General features: G+C 62.0%; 20 protein-coding genes. 6 read left to right on the forward strand and 14 right to left on the reverse strand.

The window, feature by feature from the left end; genetic code table 11:
* The first annotated feature begins 162 nt into the window (after positions 1-162).
* Positions 163-1563, forward strand: coding sequence for an ArnT family glycosyltransferase (locus ACYG9V_RS21275; RefSeq protein ID WP_352765806.1), 1401 nt, complete (start codon positions 163-165; stop codon positions 1561-1563).
* 16 nt (positions 1564-1579) lie between these two features.
* Here ACYG9V_RS21275 and ACYG9V_RS21280 read toward each other — a convergent pair whose 3' ends face one another.
* From ACYG9V_RS21280 to ACYG9V_RS21295, 4 genes are all read right to left on the reverse strand, one after another.
* The gene (locus ACYG9V_RS21280; RefSeq protein WP_352462531.1) at positions 1580-2068 is read right to left on the reverse strand and encodes a GNAT family N-acetyltransferase; all 489 of its coding nucleotides are present in this window, start codon (positions 2066-2068) and stop codon (positions 1580-1582) included.
* A gap of 4 nt (positions 2069-2072) precedes the next feature.
* Positions 2073-3572: an Asp-tRNA(Asn)/Glu-tRNA(Gln) amidotransferase subunit GatB gene (gatB, locus tag ACYG9V_RS21285; protein ID WP_352765805.1), complete on the reverse strand. Its 1500-nt coding sequence runs from the start codon at positions 3570-3572 to the stop codon at positions 2073-2075.
* Between the two features lie 202 nt (positions 3573-3774).
* Entirely contained in the window at positions 3775-4206 is a 432-nt protein-coding gene (locus ACYG9V_RS21290; RefSeq protein ID WP_023667498.1) for a CBS domain-containing protein, read from the reverse strand.
* 138 nt (positions 4207-4344) lie between these two features.
* A complete protein-coding gene (locus ACYG9V_RS21295; protein ID WP_023695379.1) occupies positions 4345-5112 on the reverse strand; it encodes a rhomboid family intramembrane serine protease in 768 nt (255 codons plus the stop codon).
* Between the two features lie 404 nt (positions 5113-5516).
* Between ACYG9V_RS21295 and ACYG9V_RS21300 the strand changes: the two genes are divergently transcribed.
* The 3 genes from ACYG9V_RS21300 to ACYG9V_RS21310 all read left to right on the forward strand — a co-directional run bounded on the left by ACYG9V_RS21300 (position 5517) and on the right by ACYG9V_RS21310 (position 7791).
* Positions 5517-6152 (forward strand): PAS domain-containing protein, encoded by a 636-nt coding sequence (locus tag ACYG9V_RS21300; RefSeq protein WP_023828641.1) that lies wholly within the window; start codon positions 5517-5519, stop codon positions 6150-6152.
* 124 nt (positions 6153-6276) lie between these two features.
* Positions 6277-6894: a PilZ domain-containing protein gene (locus ACYG9V_RS21305; protein WP_023667501.1), complete on the forward strand. Its 618-nt coding sequence runs from the start codon at positions 6277-6279 to the stop codon at positions 6892-6894.
* Between the two features lie 288 nt (positions 6895-7182).
* Positions 7183-7791 (forward strand): transglutaminase-like cysteine peptidase, encoded by a 609-nt coding sequence (locus tag ACYG9V_RS21310; RefSeq protein WP_023695381.1) that lies wholly within the window; start codon positions 7183-7185, stop codon positions 7789-7791.
* Positions 7792-8035: 244 nt separating this feature from the next.
* On the opposite strand, the gene ACYG9V_RS21315 is transcribed toward ACYG9V_RS21310, so the two are convergent.
* Both ACYG9V_RS21315 and ACYG9V_RS21320 read right to left on the reverse strand, forming a co-directional pair.
* Positions 8036-8563: a gamma carbonic anhydrase family protein gene (locus ACYG9V_RS21315; protein ID WP_023691211.1), complete on the reverse strand. Its 528-nt coding sequence runs from the start codon at positions 8561-8563 to the stop codon at positions 8036-8038.
* A gap of 83 nt (positions 8564-8646) precedes the next feature.
* A complete protein-coding gene (locus ACYG9V_RS21320) occupies positions 8647-9015 on the reverse strand; it encodes a DUF6949 family protein (protein ID WP_023691210.1) in 369 nt (122 codons plus the stop codon).
* A 110-nt stretch (positions 9016-9125) separates the two neighbouring features.
* Between ACYG9V_RS21320 and ACYG9V_RS21325 the strand changes: the two genes are divergently transcribed.
* Positions 9126-9851 (forward strand): hypothetical protein, encoded by a 726-nt coding sequence (locus tag ACYG9V_RS21325; protein ID WP_023735357.1) that lies wholly within the window; start codon positions 9126-9128, stop codon positions 9849-9851.
* Between the two features lie 288 nt (positions 9852-10139).
* Here ACYG9V_RS21325 and ACYG9V_RS21330 read toward each other — a convergent pair whose 3' ends face one another.
* Together ACYG9V_RS21330 and cysE are read right to left on the reverse strand one after the other, a co-directional pair.
* A complete protein-coding gene (locus ACYG9V_RS21330; RefSeq protein WP_006200852.1) occupies positions 10140-10343 on the reverse strand; it encodes a DUF3126 family protein in 204 nt (67 codons plus the stop codon).
* Between the two features lie 256 nt (positions 10344-10599).
* The gene (gene cysE / locus ACYG9V_RS21335; RefSeq protein ID WP_023667506.1) at positions 10600-11448 is read right to left on the reverse strand and encodes a serine O-acetyltransferase; all 849 of its coding nucleotides are present in this window, start codon (positions 11446-11448) and stop codon (positions 10600-10602) included.
* A 133-nt stretch (positions 11449-11581) separates the two neighbouring features.
* Here cysE and ACYG9V_RS21340 point away from each other — a divergent pair, with 133 nt between their 5' ends.
* A complete protein-coding gene (locus tag ACYG9V_RS21340) occupies positions 11582-12196 on the forward strand; it encodes an HD domain-containing protein (protein ID WP_023681513.1) in 615 nt (204 codons plus the stop codon).
* Here the strand turns inward: ACYG9V_RS21340 and ACYG9V_RS21345 are convergent.
* The 6 genes from ACYG9V_RS21345 to ACYG9V_RS21370 all read right to left on the reverse strand — a co-directional run bounded on the left by ACYG9V_RS21345 (position 12193) and on the right by ACYG9V_RS21370 (position 15606).
* Positions 12193-12693, reverse strand: a complete 501-nt coding sequence (locus tag ACYG9V_RS21345; RefSeq protein WP_352765321.1) for a GNAT family N-acetyltransferase — start codon at positions 12691-12693, stop codon at positions 12193-12195. The genes ACYG9V_RS21340 and ACYG9V_RS21345 overlap by 4 nt on opposite strands.
* Before the next feature lie 39 nt (positions 12694-12732).
* Positions 12733-13047 carry a hypothetical protein gene (locus ACYG9V_RS21350; protein WP_023667509.1) on the reverse strand — a complete coding sequence of 105 codons (315 nt, stop codon included), beginning with the start codon at positions 13045-13047 and terminating at the stop codon, positions 12733-12735.
* 70 nt (positions 13048-13117) lie between these two features.
* On the reverse strand, positions 13118-13489 hold the full coding sequence (locus ACYG9V_RS21355) for a hypothetical protein (protein WP_023741428.1): 372 nt from the start codon (positions 13487-13489) through the stop codon (positions 13118-13120).
* Positions 13490-13545: 56 nt separating this feature from the next.
* Positions 13546-14313 carry an alpha/beta fold hydrolase gene (locus ACYG9V_RS21360; protein ID WP_023681517.1) on the reverse strand — a complete coding sequence of 256 codons (768 nt, stop codon included), beginning with the start codon at positions 14311-14313 and terminating at the stop codon, positions 13546-13548.
* A 10-nt stretch (positions 14314-14323) separates the two neighbouring features.
* On the reverse strand, positions 14324-14896 hold the full coding sequence (locus ACYG9V_RS21365; RefSeq protein WP_352765320.1) for a DUF192 domain-containing protein: 573 nt from the start codon (positions 14894-14896) through the stop codon (positions 14324-14326).
* A gap of 113 nt (positions 14897-15009) precedes the next feature.
* Positions 15010-15606: a cold-shock protein gene (locus ACYG9V_RS21370; RefSeq protein ID WP_031244492.1), complete on the reverse strand. Its 597-nt coding sequence runs from the start codon at positions 15604-15606 to the stop codon at positions 15010-15012.
* Positions 15607-15755: the final 149 nt, after the last annotated feature.

The raw sequence follows: 15755 nt of genomic DNA on the forward strand, positions 1-15755 counted from the left end.
GTCAAATTTTTCAACTATTTGCCGGTACGCAGGCGTAATCCACAATACCAAGCCGGCATCGTTGCAATTCGGCCAAAATCATGGTGCGGTTCTGCTCCGGTCCGGAGACGGTGCATCGTGCACGACCGGACGTGGAAACCATTTCCTGGGCGGTCCCCGAACTTGATACCGACACGAATTGAACGGCTGCTGCCTTACCTCTTCCTGCTGGCCCTGCTTTGCATCGCGCTCGCTTTCCGTCCGCTACTGCCGGTCGATGAGACGCGCTATCTCAGCGTCGCCTGGGAGATGTATCTCGGTGGACATGTCTTCGTACCGACGATGAACTTTGCGCCCTATCTGCAGAAGCCGCCGCTGTTGTTCTGGCTCATCGATCTCTCTTGGAACATCTTCGGTGTGAGCCGCGCGGCGGCGATGCTCGTCATCTTCGCCGCCTCGTCGCTGGTCATCTGGCTGACGACGCTTCTGGCCAAAACCCTGTTTCCCGAGCGCCAGGACATTGCCAGCCGCATCCCCTGGCTGGTGGCCGGCAGCACCGTCTTTGTCATCTATTCGACCCTGATCCTGTTCGACATGCTTTTGACGGCCTGTGTGGTCGCAGCACTGCTGTCGTTGCTGGGCTTCGCCAGGACCGGCAACCGCTGGCAGGCGGTGCTGGCGGGTCTGTTCATCGGGCTCGGCGTGCTGGCCAAAGGCCCGGTCGTGCTCATTCACATCGGCGCGCCCGTCCTGCTCTATCCCCTCTGGCGTGACCGGCGAGCCGGCCTTGCCCCTTTACAGTTCTTTGCGGGAGTCAGCCTGGCAATTCTCGCCGCCATTGTCCCGGTCGCCATATGGCTGGCGCCCGCGACCATCCTGACCAAGGGCAGTTTCGTCTACGACCTCGTCTGGAACCAGTCGGCAGGTCGGGTTACCGGAAGCCTGCACAATTCGCATGGCCGGCCGTTTTACTTTTACCTGATGCTATTGCCGCTCATGTTCGTGCCCTGGGCCTTTATCCCCCCGGTGTGGCGGCTGAAGCCGGCTGCCCGGATACGCAGCCTGATCGGCACGAAATCCCCGGATCTGCGTGCCCTGCGCCTGCTGTCGTTCTCGTTCATTGCGGTGCTGCTGCTCTTCAGCGCCATATCCGGCAAGCAGCCGCACTATGTCGTGCCGGCACTACCATTCGCGACCATTCTGCTGGGCTACTTCATGGCCGAGATTTCAGTCGCCAGGCTGAGGGCTACGGCCTTTGTCATGCTTGCCCTTTTCGCCATCGGCCACGCCGCCGCCTCGGCAACCGTGTTCAAACGCTACGATCTCACGCCGCTGGCGAGCTTCATCGACGAACGAAAGGACGCGGACTGGGCCGTCGCTTACGACTATCAGGGCGAGGTCGGTTTCCTTGGGCGAATAGAGAAGCCATTCGAGAACGCCGACAAGCCTGAGGAATGGCTCAAGTCTCATCCCGGCGGCTACGTCATCGAAAAGCAATCGAAAGATCCGGGCACATCCGAACAGATCGCCTTCCGGCAGCCGGTGGAACGCGGCTATCTGGTCGTCCTGAAGGGACAGCACTGAACGTTTCGTCGGACGCCTATCCCAGCGGCTTCTCGAAGATCAGCGCCGGCAACCCCGAACCGCCGCCGCAATCGGCTGTGCTGCCGACCGGCAAAAATCCCTTCGAACGGTAGAAGGCGATGGCCGGCACGTTGGCCTCTTCCACCTCGACGCGCAACCTGTTCGCCTCGGGAAAGCTGGCTTCGACCTCGTCCAGCAAGGCCTGGCCGATGCCTTGCCGCTGGCAGGCCGGCAGTACATAGAGCTGGTTCAGCAGCACGATCTTCGCATCCGTCGTTGCGGCGGCAAAAGCCATGCCGCCGACACGCTTGCCGTCATCGGCGACCAGGAATTCCGAGTTCGGCCTTGTCAGCCGCGCCTTGAGCGAGGCGATCGAATGCCAGTCGTCGGTAATTTCGGTCACCCGCTGGGCGCCATAGATCGCGTCGTAGGTTGCGTGCCAGGTTTCGACCAGCAGCGCGCGGACGGCGGCAAGGTCACGTTCGCTGGCGGTGCGGACGAACATTGTTCTATTCGATACCGAGCTTGGCCTTGACCAGATCGTTGACCGCCTGCGGGTTGGCCTTGCCGCCGGTGGCTTTCATCACCTGGCCGACGAACCAGCCGGCCATGGTCGGCTTGGCGCGAGCCTGCTCGACCTTGTTGGGGTTGGCGGCGATCACCTCGTCGACCGCTTTCTCGATGGCGCCGGTGTCGGTGACCTGCTTCATGCCGCGGCTTTCGACCAGCTGGCGCGGATCGCCGCCCTCGTTCCAGACGATCTCGAACAGATCCTTGGCGATCTTGCCGGAGATGGTGCCTTCCTTGATCAGGTCGATCACGGCACCGAGCTGCTCCGGTGTTACAGGAGCATTTTCAATGTCCTTGCCGGCCTTGTTAAGCTGGCCGAGCAGGTCATTGATGACCCAGTTGGCGGCAAGCTTGCCGTCGCGGCCCGAGGCCACCTGCTCGAAATAGTCGGCGATCGGCTTTTCCGACACCAGGATCGAGGCGTCGTAGGTCGACAGGCCAAGTGAAGAGATCAGGCGCGCCTTCTTGTCGTCGGGCAGTTCCGGCAACTCCTTGGCCAGCGCGTCGACATAGGCCTGATCGAATTCCAGCGGCAAAAGGTCGGGATCGGGGAAGTAGCGGTAGTCATGCGCCTCTTCCTTGCTGCGCATCGAGCGCGTCTCGCCTTTGACGGCGTCGAACAGCCTGGTTTCCTGATCGATCTTGCCGCCATCCTCGAGGATGGCGATCTGGCGGCGCGCCTCGAACTCGATGGCCTGGCCGATGAAGCGGATCGAGTTGACGTTCTTGATCTCACAGCGCGTACCGAATTCGCCGCCGGGCCTGCGAACGGAGACGTTGACGTCGGCGCGCATCGAACCTTCGTCCATGTTGCCGTCGCAAGTGCCCAGATAGCGCACGATGGTGCGCAGCTTGGTGACATACGCCTTGGCCTCGTCGGCGGAGCGCATGTCGGGCTTGGAGACAATCTCCATCAGCGCCACGCCGGAGCGGTTGAGATCGACATAGGACATGGTCGGATGCTGGTCGTGCATCGACTTGCCGGCGTCCTGCTCCAGGTGCAGGCGCTCGATGCCGATCTCGATGTCCTCGAACTCGCCCTGCCGGTCGGGACCGACCGAAATGACGATCGTGCCTTCGCCAACGATCGGCTGCTTGAACTGGGATATCTGGTAGCCCTGCGGCAGGTCGGGATAGAAATAGTTTTTCCGGTCGAAAACCGACTTGTGGTTGATCTGCGCCTTCAATCCGAGGCCGGTGCGGATCGCCTGCTTGACGCATTCCTCATTGATGACCGGCAGCATGCCGGGCATGGCCGCGTCGACCAGACTGACATTGGCGTTGGGCGCCGCGCCGAAAGTCGTCGACGCCCCGGAAAACAGCTTTGCTTCCGAGGTCACCTGCGCGTGAACCTCGAGGCCGATGATGATCTCCCAATCGCCGGTAGCGCCGGGAATAAAACGTTTGGCATCGGGCGTGCGGGTATCGATAAGGGTCATGGTGGCCTGCGCTTTTGGCTCGCGAAAACTGCGATTTTCGCGAATTTGGGTATCGGTCTTCGCTAGTGCAAACCGCTTCGCGAGACAAGCGCCCAAAGCAGCGCAGAGCAGCGGGCTGGTCTTTTCAGCCCCTTTCGGCCGCTCGGCAACCGATAGAATGAACGCCGCCGGCCGGTATTCGGTCGGCGGTTTCTTCGTCAGGTCAGGCCGTTGCGATATAGGCCCTGATTTCGTCGGCCTCGCGCTCGACATCCTCGATGCGGCGCTTGACCACGTCGCCGATCGACACGATGCCGTCGAGCAGCCCATCCTTTTCCACCGGCAGATGGCGGAAACGGCCTTTGGTCATGATCTCCATCACCTCGTTGACCGTGTGGTTCTCGTTGCAGATCTTCACTTTCGGCGTCATCGCCGAGCGTACCGTTATATCAAGTGCGGCAGCGCCTTCCCTGGCGACGACCCGCACGATGTCACGCTCGGAAAGGATGCCGACGATCTTGCGATCGCCATTGGTGATGACCAGTGCACCGATCTTGTGGTCGGCCAGGATTCGAATGGCTTCGCTGAGCTTTACATTCGGCCCGAGCGTGAACACGTCATGGCCTTTTCTCTCGAGAATTGCCTTAACCGTCATGGCGTCCTCCTCCTCCTGCTTGGCTAGCCAGCTCCCGCCCTGACCGGCTTCACATAAGAGTGAACATCGTGCGCCGTGATCGGTTGCTTTTCAAGTGTGCCAGTGGGGTGTGCCAGTGGGCTGCGCCAATAGAGTGCGCTAGTCGGGGGTGCGCTGGTCGTCGGGGATCTCCCATTCAGGCGCCCGCCAGCGCCGGTCGAACCAGCGCAACCCGAAGAAGCCTGCGACGAGGCCGCCAATGTGCGCTTCCCAGGCGATCTGGCCGGGCTCTCCGAGCCCGAGACCGTAAAGGCCGGTGGCGAGATTGATGACCATCCAGGCGCCGAGAAAATTGACGACGCCGCGCATGCGCAAAACGATTGCGATCGGCAGCACGGGACCGGCAAAGGCCGCCCTGCCGGAGGAGCGGTCGGTACGGAACCCGAAGCGAGCCGCCGCACCCATCATGCCCGATATCGCCCCGGAAGCGCCGACCAGCGGTGCTTCGCCGTATGGATGGACCGCCCAGAACAGCACCACCGCGGCCAGCCCGGTGGCGGCGAAAAACAAGGCGAACCAGAACCAGCCGAGACGGTTGGCCAGCGGCGACCCGAAGGCGGCCAGCGCAACCATGTTGATGGCAATGTGGGCAACGCCGCCATGCATGAAGGCATAGGTGAAAGGACGGGTGAAGAGGAACCAGTCGAAACCGTATTGGCCGGTATAGAGGACCGGAATGAAGGCGCCGTCGGTGAGCAATGTTATCTGCTGCTCTTCGGTCAGCACATATTGCTGCAGCAGGAAGATGGCAACGCAGATGCCGATCACCGCCAGCACCACCGGTGGCAGGTTGAACACCGGCTCGCGGCGCGGCGGCGGCGCCTCCGCGGTCTGTTCGGTCTCCAAGGGGCCGGCCGGTTCGCTCATATGCTCTGATCCAGGGATTTGCGTGTCGTCGCGAGCATCTAGGCCATGCCCGGACAAATCACAAACTACGAATCACAACCGCGAATCACCAGGGGCGCGAATCAAAAAGAAGCCGTCCAAGGTTTCCCTTGAACGGCTGGTCGAGCCCCCTGCTCCCCTAAAACTATTGACCGAAGTGCTGTTGGTCGTCGCGAAACGACCGCTTCTGGAGTGGTTTTGGTGTGCCATGGCGAGCCTGTGCGCGCAACGTAAACCACTTGTTAACCTTAACGTCCCCGACCCGTGAACAAGTCTTAACGACGCTGGCACGCATCCTGCTCCGGAACGCATGTAGGTCATCGGAGGGCGCCCTTTCTGTTCACCGATGGGACCATCAGACGGCAGAATGCGCGGAGTTTCATAGCATGAACCAGAACGGATCAATCGCGCTGTTCCATTATTGGAATCGCCTGCGTGGTGGACGTCCTGCCCCAAAGCGTTCGGAGGTCGAACCGGCCGACATCAAGGCGCTTTTGGCCGACACCTTCATCCTGGAAAGGGATACGCGCGGCGAAGCGGTGTTCCGGCTTGCCGGCACCAGGCTTTGCGCCGGCTACGGCCGCGAGCTCAAGGGGTTTTCGTTCCCCTCGCTATGGCGTGAGAAGGACCAGCGGCTGGTGTCGCGCCTCATTCACGGCGTTTTCGAGCAGAAATCCGTGGTGTCGATCACTTATGAGGGATTCAGCCGCAACGGCCGTTCCAACCACTTCGAACTGCTTGCGCTGCCGCTCGATGGCGGCGTCGAGAACCCGCGCTGCCTCGGCGTCATCAGCGCCGTGGAAAAGCCGTTCTGGCTGGGCGCCGACCCGATCACCGACGCGCTGATCGACGCCATCCGGGTCATCGATCCCGACAAGGAACCGATGTTCCTGAAAAACCGGCCGGAAATATCCGTTCCGTCGTTGGCTCCCGAACTCGAAGCGCCGGAGACCATCTCGGCGCTCGGTCGGTCGCGCCGTATCCGCCACCTCGTCGTGTTCGACGGCGGGCGCGAGCAATAGTCTCCAAGCCGGCGCTAATCTTAACTATCGGCGACCCACTTTTCTCCTTTGTTAACCTGCTTGGCTGTAGTTTTGGCCGAGATTCCACGCACGACGCGGGAATGCCAACGGGGTGTAGGCAGTCATGAGGTCAGCGGCGGTCGAATACGCACCGTCCCGCGCCGAAAGGCGTAACTTTCAGCGCGTCCGGGTCAAGATCTACGGGCGCTTCATGCTGGAGGACCGCACCGAACACCCTTGCCAGGTCGTCGATATGTCACCGGGCAATGTCGCGTTGCGCACCGAGCGCGTCGGCATGCCGGGCGAAAAAATCATTGCCTATATCGATCATATCGGCCGCATCGAGGGCGTGGTGACGCGCACTTCGCAGGACGGCTTTGCCATGACCGTCATTGCCTCGGATCGCAAGAAGGACAAACTGGCCGCGCAGTTGACCTGGCTCGCCAACAAGCATGAACTCGACCTGCCGGAAGACCGCCGCCACGAACGCGTGGCGCCGCGCAACCCGACAAGCGTGCTGCAGCTCACCGATGGGCGCCAGTATCAGTGCCGCATCATCGACCTGTCGCTGTCGGGCGCGGCGGTCGAGATCGACGTCAAGCCGGCGCTCGGCATCCAGGTCATGCTGGGCACCATGCGTGGCCAGGTGGTGCGTCATTTCGAGGATGGCGTTGCCATCGAATTCGCCGTCATCCAACGCCCGGAAACGCTCGATTCCGAGTTCAACGCCCCGCGCGCCTGAACGATCGGCAACAGGCAGCAAAAACGAACCGGCCCTGCGCGGCCGGTTTTTTGTTGCCGGCGTTCCGCCTGCCTCTCCAGCTTGTAGCGGCACGCAGCAAATCCACGGCTCCACCCGGAAATCCGCGCCCCGACACCGCGGGTTTACGCCGAGACCTGAACGATTTTATATTAAAACAGGTCAAATTTTACGCGTATTCTATTGAGCTTTTAATCAATGTCTACTTCGGGTTTTTGCGTCAAATAAATCCAACGCTGTCATTGTCTCCTCAAACGGGGAGACTGACGAATGGCAAAGACGTGGGGCAAGCTGTTGCTCTTGGCAATGGCGATGCAGCTTTCCGCTTGGGGAACGGCGCAAGCAGCAGGACCGGCCTACATGCACACTGGCGGCCGCACGACACAGCCGGTCGGTCACTACGAATTCTGCCAGAAGCTGCCGCAGGAGTGCGCTCAGCGCACGCCGAAGCAGGCACCGGTCGAACTGACCCGCAAGCTGTGGGCGGCGATCGTCGACGTCAACAATTCGGTCAACACCCGGATCGTGCCGCGCACCGATATGGAAATGTGGGGTAAGGAAGAGGTCTGGTCCTATCCCGACAGCGGCTTCGGCGACTGCGAGGACTATGCGCTGGAGAAGCGCCGCGAATTGATGGCGCTCGGCGTTCCCGCCGGCAATCTCTTGATGACCGTGGCGCGCCAACAAAATGGCGACGGCCACGCGGTGCTGACCGTGCGCACCAGCCTCGGCGAGTTCATCCTCGACAATCTGGAGTCCAAGGTGCTGTCCTGGACCGACACCGACTACACCTACCTGAAGCGCCAGTCCGACCAGAATTCCGGCGTGTGGGTGACGATCAATGACGGTCGCGCCGACGCGGTTGCCAGCGTCCGCTAGGACGCCATCACAGAGGTCAAGCACATCGAATAATGCGACGTGCCTAACGAGAAAGCCCGGTCGAGTCCCCACCCTCCCCGTCCCCAACGACCGGGTTTTAAGGAGCCGGCCCCGTCCCCGGGCCGGCTCCACCATTTCAGACCATGATCCCGAGCCGAAGGACCGCGGCAGCGAAAAGTGAGAACCGGTTTTTGCTGCGCTGACCTGCCGTTCGGAAAAGATCATCGTCAAACAGGAATAGAGTTCAGGCCTTCTTCAGCCCCGCCTTGAAGCGCTTGCCGTTTGCGACATAGTGCGCGGCCGAGGCGCGCAGCCTGGCGACAGCGGCATCGTCCAGCGTCCTGATCACCCGCCCGGGCGAGCCGACGATCAGGCAATTGTCGGGGAACTCCTTGCCTTCGGTGACCAGTGCGCCGGCGCCGACCAGGCAATTCCTGCCGATCCTGGCGCCGTTGAGCACGATGGCGCCCATGCCGATCAGGCTGTTGTCGCTGATCGTGCAGCCATGCAGCAAGGCGCGGTGGCCGATCGTGCAACCCTGCCCGATCGTCAGGGAAAAACCGGGATCGGTGTGCATCACCGTGTGTTCCTGGACATTGCTGTCGGCGCCGATGACGATCGGCTCATTGTCACCGCGGATGACTGCGCCAAACCAGAAGCCGGCATTGCGACCGACGCTGATGTCGCCGATCAAGGTCGCATCGGGCGCGATCCAGTTGCTGTCGGCATCCTCGAAACGGGGCGATTTTCCGTCGATTGCATAGGTCGGCATTTCCAGTCTCCGATTCGTCGCAGGCCGGACAAACCCTAGAACAATCCTGGGAAAACCGCGTAGCGGTTTCCCCAGCAATTGCCTCAAGGCAAATACCGCGCCAGCGATTCCACCAAAAGCTGAAGCGCACCAGGAGAGCCAATGCCCCAGGAGACAATGGCGATCAGCACGATGCCCAGCGCCAGCGCCCAGGCGATCACCGTGCAGCCGCAGGACACCAGCATCAGCGTGGAAATACGGCCTTCGCGCCGCGCATCGAGCGCATCGTTGGCGAGCATGAACGGACCGGCGCAAGCGGTCGCGGCCAGCGAGCGCAGGATGTACGCCGGCGACACATAAGGCTCGGCAAAGGCAAGCCGGCGGCCCGCCGCCAGTTCCATCACAGACCCGGTAAGCCCGCAGGCGGTGAGGCCGACGGCGAAAGCGAAGAGAACGGGCAGCAGCAGGCTCATCTTAACCTTCCGTTTACCATGAGATCGCACAGTCGCGTCCAGCGCAGCAAGAGCCGTGCCACGGCATGTGTGCCGCCCAAGGACAGACGGCGGCGACTATGGGGATTGCGATGAAGCAGGCAGCGACCGCCGAAGAATTCAACGTCGTCGATTCCGTGCTGATGAAGCGGGTGTTCTATGCCTTTGCCGCACTGGCGCTGCTGTCGCTGGCGATCAGCCTTGGCGGAAAATGGTTCGGCCGCTCGATCGCCATGGCCGGCTACACCGACGACACCACGGTCCACAGGGTGGTGATCGGCAACAATGTCATTGCCGTGCCGGCCAACGCCATCCGCTTCCTGCAGGCGCGGCGCGACGGCATCGCTTCGCGCCTAGACCTTTATCTGCGCTATCCCCAGATGGACGGCTACAGCGAAGCCGCACGCGAGGATTTCAACCACACGGGCACGGCCAAGAACATCATCTTCCTGTCGTTCGAACCGCAGATGATGTCGCGCGACATGAGCGGCCGTTTCGTGCCGATCTATAGCGCGCTCATAAGCCAGCCCGGCGCGCCCGGCCCCGGCGGCACGACGATTTACGGTTTTACGGAAAAATCAGGCTATCTCAACGAGGTGCTCGCGGTCGCCGGCCGGGCCGGCAAGGACCCGTTCGTCGCCCGCTGCCTGAGCGGACCGAGCGCCGAGGAATCGCTGGCGCCCTGCGAGCGGGACATCCAGGTCGGCGACAGCCTCAGCCTGACCTACCGCTTTCCCCGGGAGTTGCTGGGCAACTGGCCGGCGCTTGACGCCGCTATCGTCGCCGAGGCCACGCGCGTCCTGAAGACGGGGCGCTAGCCTGCCTCTGTTCGGGCGAAGCGAAGCGGCGCAGAAGTTTACGACCGTTGGCGGGACAGCACCCCCCTCTGTCCTGCCGGACATCTCCCCCGCAAGGGGGAGATTACGCCCCCATCACTGCTTTCGCCAATTATCGAGGTTGCAGAAGAAGAGCCGAGGAACTGCCGATCTCCCCCCTTGCGGGGGAGATGTCCGGCAGGACAGAGGGGGGTGGGAAGGATCGCCGAGGCTTGCTCTTCATCTCCCCACTTCGTTGGAGATAGGCAACTCCGATCCCCAGTTCCGCGATCAGGCCAGATCGATGTCGAGGATCGCCATCGAGAAATTATAGTCGCCGTCGTCCTCGTCCTTGAAGACGATGCCGAGGAACTCGTCGCCGACATAGACCTCGGCCGAATCTTCCTTGCGCGGCCGCGCCTTCACCTCGAGTTTGGGATTCTGGAAGACGCGCTTGAAATAGGCGTCCAGCTTTCTGATTTCGTCCGGCTTCAAAAGTCTTCTCCGATCGTCGGGCTTGCTCGTTGGAACGCGCTTCTGGCACGTCGACAATGGCGATGTAAAGGCAAGCCGGCTGGATAGAACGCGAACCCTGGGGCCGGATGATTTCAGGTCGAATCCAAATCCGCCTCTAAATCAAGGAGGTAGAGCATGATGTCGTCCGAAAACCGCCTCACACTTTTCGGCATCATGCTCCAGAGGCAATGGCGCCGGCAACCGGACTTCAGTCCGGCGCGCCGGGTGTTGCAAATCAGATGTCGAAGCTGACGACCTGATCCATCGACTGCGACGGCAAAAGCTGGTCCATCTGCCGCGAAGGCTGGTCGCAGCCGGTCTCGCCGACGACGCGGGCCGGTACGCCGGCAACCGTCTTGTTGTGCGGCACCGGCGACAGCACGACCGAGCCTGCCGCGATCTTCGAGCAATGGCCGATCTCGATATTGCCGAGAATCTTGGCGCCGGCGCCGATCAGCACGCCGTAACGGATCTTGGGGTGACGGTCGCCGCCGGCTTTGCCGGTGCCGCCCAGCGTCACGCCATGGAGGATCGACACATCGTCCTCGATCACCGCCGTCTCGCCCACGACGAGGCCGGTGGCGTGGTCGATGAAGATGCCCTTGCCGATGCGGGCGGCCGGGTTGATGTCGGTCTGGAACACCGAGGACGAGCGGCTCTGCAGATAGAGCGCGAAATCCTTGCGGCCCTGATTCCACAGCCAATGGGCCAGCCTGTGCGTCTGGATCGCATGGAAACCCTTGAAATAGAGCACCGGCATGATGAAGCGGTCGCAGGCCGGATCGCGGTCGTAATAGGCCTGGATGTCGACACGCACGATCGACGACCATTCCTTGTCGTCGGCCAGCATCGACTTGAACGTCTGGCGGATGAGGTCGGAGCCGATGTCCTGATGCGCGAGCCGCTCGGCGAGCCGATGGATGACAGCTTCCTCCAGGCTCTCCTGGTTGAGGATGGTCGAATAGAGGAACGCCGCCAGAAGCGGGTCGCGGTTGACCGCTTCCATCGCCTCGTCGCGGACCGAACGCCAGATCGGATCGACCGGCTGGACCATTGTGGGGCGGGAAATGCTGATGCTGTTCATCGACGTCTTGTCCTGCGTCCTGGCCGCTTGCCTATTCTCCGGCGGCACATATAAGCCAGATCATAGCACGATTGAACTCAATTTTCCTTAGTGCTCGGTGAAATGGATTTGGTTCACGGAAATTCAAGCCGCCATGGAAAACGAACCCTTGATCGACGCTCCGCTGAAACGCGCGCTCTCCGCGCTCTATCAAGCTCCGGATCGCCACTATCACAACCTCGCCCATATCGAGGCGTTGCTGGCGCTGGCGGACGAATATCGAGCATCGCTGCATGATTCCGGCGCCGTCGAAGCCGCAATCTGGTTCCATGACGCCATCTATGACAGCCGCGCCAAGGACAACGAGGCCAGGAGTGCGGCACTTGCGCAGGACAAACTTGCCGCCCGCACCGATCCGGAGCGCCTCGGCCGCATAGCGGCGATGATCGTCGCCACCGCCACGCATGAACTGCCCAGCCTTCAACCACGGTGCCTTGCCGATGAGAACGCCCTCCGCGACGCAGCGCTTTTCCTCGACATGGACCTGGCGATACTGGGTGCGTCAGCCGACGCTTTCGACGCCTATGAACAAGCGGTCCGCCGCGAATATGGCTGGGTCGAGGAGCCGATGTGGCGCGCCGGCCGCGGCGCGATTCTCAAGACTTTCCTCGCGCGCCAGCATATTTTTCACACGCAGGAATTCCGCCAGAGGTTCGAGCCCCAGGCCAGGCAAAACCTGGCGCGGTCTCTAGAAACGCTCAAATCCTAATCCGGAAATGTCTCCATGCGCTGCGCATAGGCTTTGAACCCGGCGCGCCTGTAGACCGATTGCGCAGCCGGATGGTCGTATGTGTCGGTATGAAGCCAGACCCTTTGCGGCGCGTGCGACCAGATGGCGCGAAGCGCCTGGTCGAGCAGGAACGGCCCAAGCCTGCGACCCTGGAAGACGGGGACCAGCCCGAAATGGGTTAGCTCGACCTCAGGCTGGCCGACGCCGTTGAATTCGCACAGACCAGCCGCTTCGCCCTCGACGCGCAGCACATGGATATGTGTCGAGGGCAGCGCCAGCAGGCGCTCGAGCTCTTCCGCCGGCATGCGCAGCCGCTGGTCCCACTGCACCGGCTCGCCGACAGCGCGGTAGAGGCTGAGATAGGCGGCCACATCAAGTGTTTCACGCGCCACCGTGGCGCCCGATAGCGGGCAGTCGAAAGCCGGCGCCGAATTCGGTTCGCGCATGTCCATATAGGTGACGAGAAGGTCAACCAAAGCGGCACCGCCTCCGGCTGCAAGCCAGACGAAGATCGATCACCTGAAGGCGCCAACGGACTTGGTGGCCGCCCAAACAAAGAACAGGCCGATCACCAACGACAGCCCGTTGAGGATGATACCGACGATGCCGAGGACACGATTGTCGTTTGAACGTCCCAGTGCCATCAAGCCAAAAACCACGCCGGTGATGTGCGCCAGCGGCGCCGCAACGAGAAACACCAGCAGAAAAACCCCGCCGAGGACGTTTTGAGCGGCCAGCGACGCCTCGCCTGGCATCAACGCCAGCGTGACCACCGCCGCAAAATCCATTGCGAACGCCAGCAGGGCCAGGATCACCGAGCGTTTGCCCAAGCTGCTCCGCCCCGCCACGCCGGGCATTGCTATCGTGCTTCTTCCCCATCCGGCCATTACTCGTCCCCGATCAGGTGAAAGCGCCGATCGTCGATGCCATTGCCACAAGCAGCAGGAAGCCAACCGCCAGGGAGCCGCCGTTGAGCAGGATGCCGACGACCCCAAGCACGCGGCTATCGTTCGAACGCACCAGCGCCATCAGCCCGAAAATCAATCCGGCAATATGCGCCAACGGCCCTGCCAGCAGGAAAACCGCCATGAAGAAACCCGTGGCGATGTTCTGGGCACGCTCGGATGCGTGGGTCGGAAGCGCCACCATTGTGGTCAGCGCCATCACACCGGCACCGAAGGCGAGCAGCGCCAGGATGACGGAACGCTTGCCGAACTTGCTTGTCACGACGGCGCCCGGCAGAGCGTCGGCGCTTCTTCCCCATTGTGCCATTGTTTGCCACCCCTCGCCGGCCGCCCAATCCATATCGCCCGAAAATCGCTTACCGGTTAAAGCGGATTTTCGGCATAAAACTCCAAAACCCGCTGCTTGAAGGTCTTGTCGCCCACAGCCAGCATATGGTCGCGGCCGTCTATGTGAAACACCTTGGCGTTCGGCATCAGCGCGGCGAGCTCGTCGGGCGAGCCGCCGATATCGTCTGTCGTCCCGACCGCAATCAGCGTTGGTTGGGCGATGCGCGTCATGTCGTCTTCGCTGAGCAGTTCGCGCGACGTGGCGATGCAGGCGGCCAGCGCGCGGCGGTCGCTGCGCGTCTGATCGGCAAAGGCGCGAAACGAGCGACCGCGCGGATGGCTGGTGGCGGCCGGATCGTTGGCCAGCAGCGCCTCGGCGATTGGATCCCAGTCGCCGACGCCGTCGACCATGCCGATCCCGAGCCCGCCGAAGACAAGCGTCGCCACCTTGTCGGGATCCGACAGTGCCAGGAACGCCGCGATGCGCGCGCCCATCGAATAGCCCATGACATGCGCGCGGCCGATGCCAAGATGGTCGAGCAGGGCCGCCGCGTCCGAGCCCATCTTGGCCGGGGTGTAGTCGGCCTCGTCATAGCTTTTCGACGACGAGCCGTGGCCGCGATTGTCGAAGGCGATGGCGCGATAGCCGGCATCGTTCAGCGTCTTGAACCAGCCGGGCGATACCCAGTTGACATAGTGGCTGGAGGCAAAGCCGTGGATCATCAGCACCGGATCGCCCGCCCCCGACGCCGGCTGGCGGTCGAGGAAGGCGAAGTCGAACCCGTCATGGGAGAAGAATTGCATCGGGAGCGGCTCAGCCGGCGCCGGGCGTGGGCGCGTTGCCCTTGTCCGATGGCGGCATGCCGGGGCCGGACACCGTGCCGACGGCCGGATGGCGCAGCAGATCGCCATAGTCGATGCCGTTTTTGGCGGCGGTGCCGGCCTTGAGCTCCAGCACGAAGCGCACTGGCACACCCGGCGAGATGACTGCATCGGACGATGGAGTGCCGTGCTTGACGGCCCGGACCTTGCCGTCCTGTCCAACAAAGATCAGGTCGAGCGGCATCGGCGTGTTGTGCATCCAGAAGCCGACCTGCTTCTGCATCTCGAAGACGAACAGCATGCCATGATTGTCGGCCATATCCTGGCGAAACATCAGGCCGGCCTCGCGTTCCGAGTCGGTGTCGGCGACTTCGATCGAAAAGGATTTGTCGCCGCCTTTCGTCGCCACGACCAAGGGTGTCGGATCGACGGGAAGGATCATCGCCTGACCGCCGGCGATCGTCTGCTGGGATGCGGTCGGCTGCCCGGAATAGAAGTAAGCGCCTGCGGCTACCGCAACGATGACGCAGAGCGCGCCCGCTGTCAGCCAGTTCCTGTACGCCATTGGAAATCCTCGACCAAAGACCATGATCCCTAAAAGTGGTCTCAGGTATTCGGATAAGATCGTGGTGAAACCAAGAAAAACGCCGTCCTGACTTCCTCAGGAAGGCTCGCGTCCTAATGCGCGACCGGCAAGGTGCCCATATCGGGGTGAATCTCGGCAGCCATGAGGCCCTTGTCACCGCGTCCGAAACGCACCAGCACGACCTGTCCGGGCCTGAGCTCGGTGATGCCATAGCGGCGCAGCGTCTCCATATGGACGAAGATATCCTCGGTGCCCTCGCCGCGCGTCAGAAAGCCGAAGCCCTTGGTGCGGTTGAACCACTTGACCAGCGCCCGCTCGAGCCCGCTTTCCGGCGTCACCGCCACATGGGTGCGCTGTTCCTGCATCTCGGCCGGATGGATCGCCGTAGTGGTGTCCATGGACAGCACCCGGAACGCCTGCAAACCACGGTCGCCGTGCTTGACAAGGCACACGACACGCGCGCCCTCCAATGCAGTCTGAAAACCGTCCTTTCGAAGGCAGGTGACATGGAGGAGGATGTCGCCCGAAGAACCGTCATCGGGAAGTATGAAACCGTAGCCCTTGGCCACGTCGAACCATTTGATGGCGCCGGCGATTTCGACAAGGTCGGCGCTATCGCCGCCACTGTCACTCTTCAGGGCGTCGTCAAGGTTCTCATCCCGCCTCGTGAAAGAGGCCTTATCCCCCATAAGAACGCCCCCTTTTTTTCAAGAAAACCGCAAGTGATTCTTGACATTAGATTAACACCGCCGCTTCCGGGGTGTGCAAGACCTGCCGTGCCTTTTTTCGCGGTTGAATACAGGAATAGCTGACTTGTTGTTTGCCGGCGTCGCTGCCG

Source organism: Mesorhizobium sp. W016 (assembly GCF_054719485.1).

What these genes read in the sequence shown, in the direction of transcription:
- ACYG9V_RS21280 (WP_352462531.1), bottom strand. Translation starts at nt 2,068, where the DNA reads ATGTTCGTCCGCACCGCCAGCGAACGTGACCTTGCCGCCGTCCGCGCG.
- gatB (WP_352765805.1), bottom strand. Translation starts at nt 3,572, where the DNA reads ATGACCCTTATCGATACCCGCACGCCCGATGCCAAACGTTTTATTCCC.
- ACYG9V_RS21290 (WP_023667498.1), bottom strand. Translation starts at nt 4,206, where the DNA reads ATGACGGTTAAGGCAATTCTCGAGAGAAAAGGCCATGACGTGTTCACG.
- ACYG9V_RS21295 (WP_023695379.1), bottom strand. Translation starts at nt 5,112, where the DNA reads ATGAGCGAACCGGCCGGCCCCTTGGAGACCGAACAGACCGCGGAGGCG.
- ACYG9V_RS21300 (WP_023828641.1), top strand. Translation starts at nt 5,517, where the DNA reads ATGAACCAGAACGGATCAATCGCGCTGTTCCATTATTGGAATCGCCTG.
- ACYG9V_RS21305 (WP_023667501.1), top strand. Translation starts at nt 6,277, where the DNA reads ATGAGGTCAGCGGCGGTCGAATACGCACCGTCCCGCGCCGAAAGGCGT.
- ACYG9V_RS21310 (WP_023695381.1), top strand. Translation starts at nt 7,183, where the DNA reads ATGGCAAAGACGTGGGGCAAGCTGTTGCTCTTGGCAATGGCGATGCAG.
- ACYG9V_RS21315 (WP_023691211.1), bottom strand. Translation starts at nt 8,563, where the DNA reads ATGCCGACCTATGCAATCGACGGAAAATCGCCCCGTTTCGAGGATGCC.
- ACYG9V_RS21320 (WP_023691210.1), bottom strand. Translation starts at nt 9,015, where the DNA reads ATGAGCCTGCTGCTGCCCGTTCTCTTCGCTTTCGCCGTCGGCCTCACC.
- ACYG9V_RS21325 (WP_023735357.1), top strand. Translation starts at nt 9,126, where the DNA reads ATGAAGCAGGCAGCGACCGCCGAAGAATTCAACGTCGTCGATTCCGTG.
- cysE (WP_023667506.1), bottom strand. Translation starts at nt 11,448, where the DNA reads ATGAACAGCATCAGCATTTCCCGCCCCACAATGGTCCAGCCGGTCGAT.
- ACYG9V_RS21340 (WP_023681513.1), top strand. Translation starts at nt 11,582, where the DNA reads ATGGAAAACGAACCCTTGATCGACGCTCCGCTGAAACGCGCGCTCTCC.
- ACYG9V_RS21355 (WP_023741428.1), bottom strand. Translation starts at nt 13,489, where the DNA reads ATGGCACAATGGGGAAGAAGCGCCGACGCTCTGCCGGGCGCCGTCGTG.
- ACYG9V_RS21360 (WP_023681517.1), bottom strand. Translation starts at nt 14,313, where the DNA reads ATGCAATTCTTCTCCCATGACGGGTTCGACTTCGCCTTCCTCGACCGC.
- ACYG9V_RS21365 (WP_352765320.1), bottom strand. Translation starts at nt 14,896, where the DNA reads ATGGCGTACAGGAACTGGCTGACAGCGGGCGCGCTCTGCGTCATCGTT.
- ACYG9V_RS21370 (WP_031244492.1), bottom strand. Translation starts at nt 15,606, where the DNA reads ATGGGGGATAAGGCCTCTTTCACGAGGCGGGATGAGAACCTTGACGAC.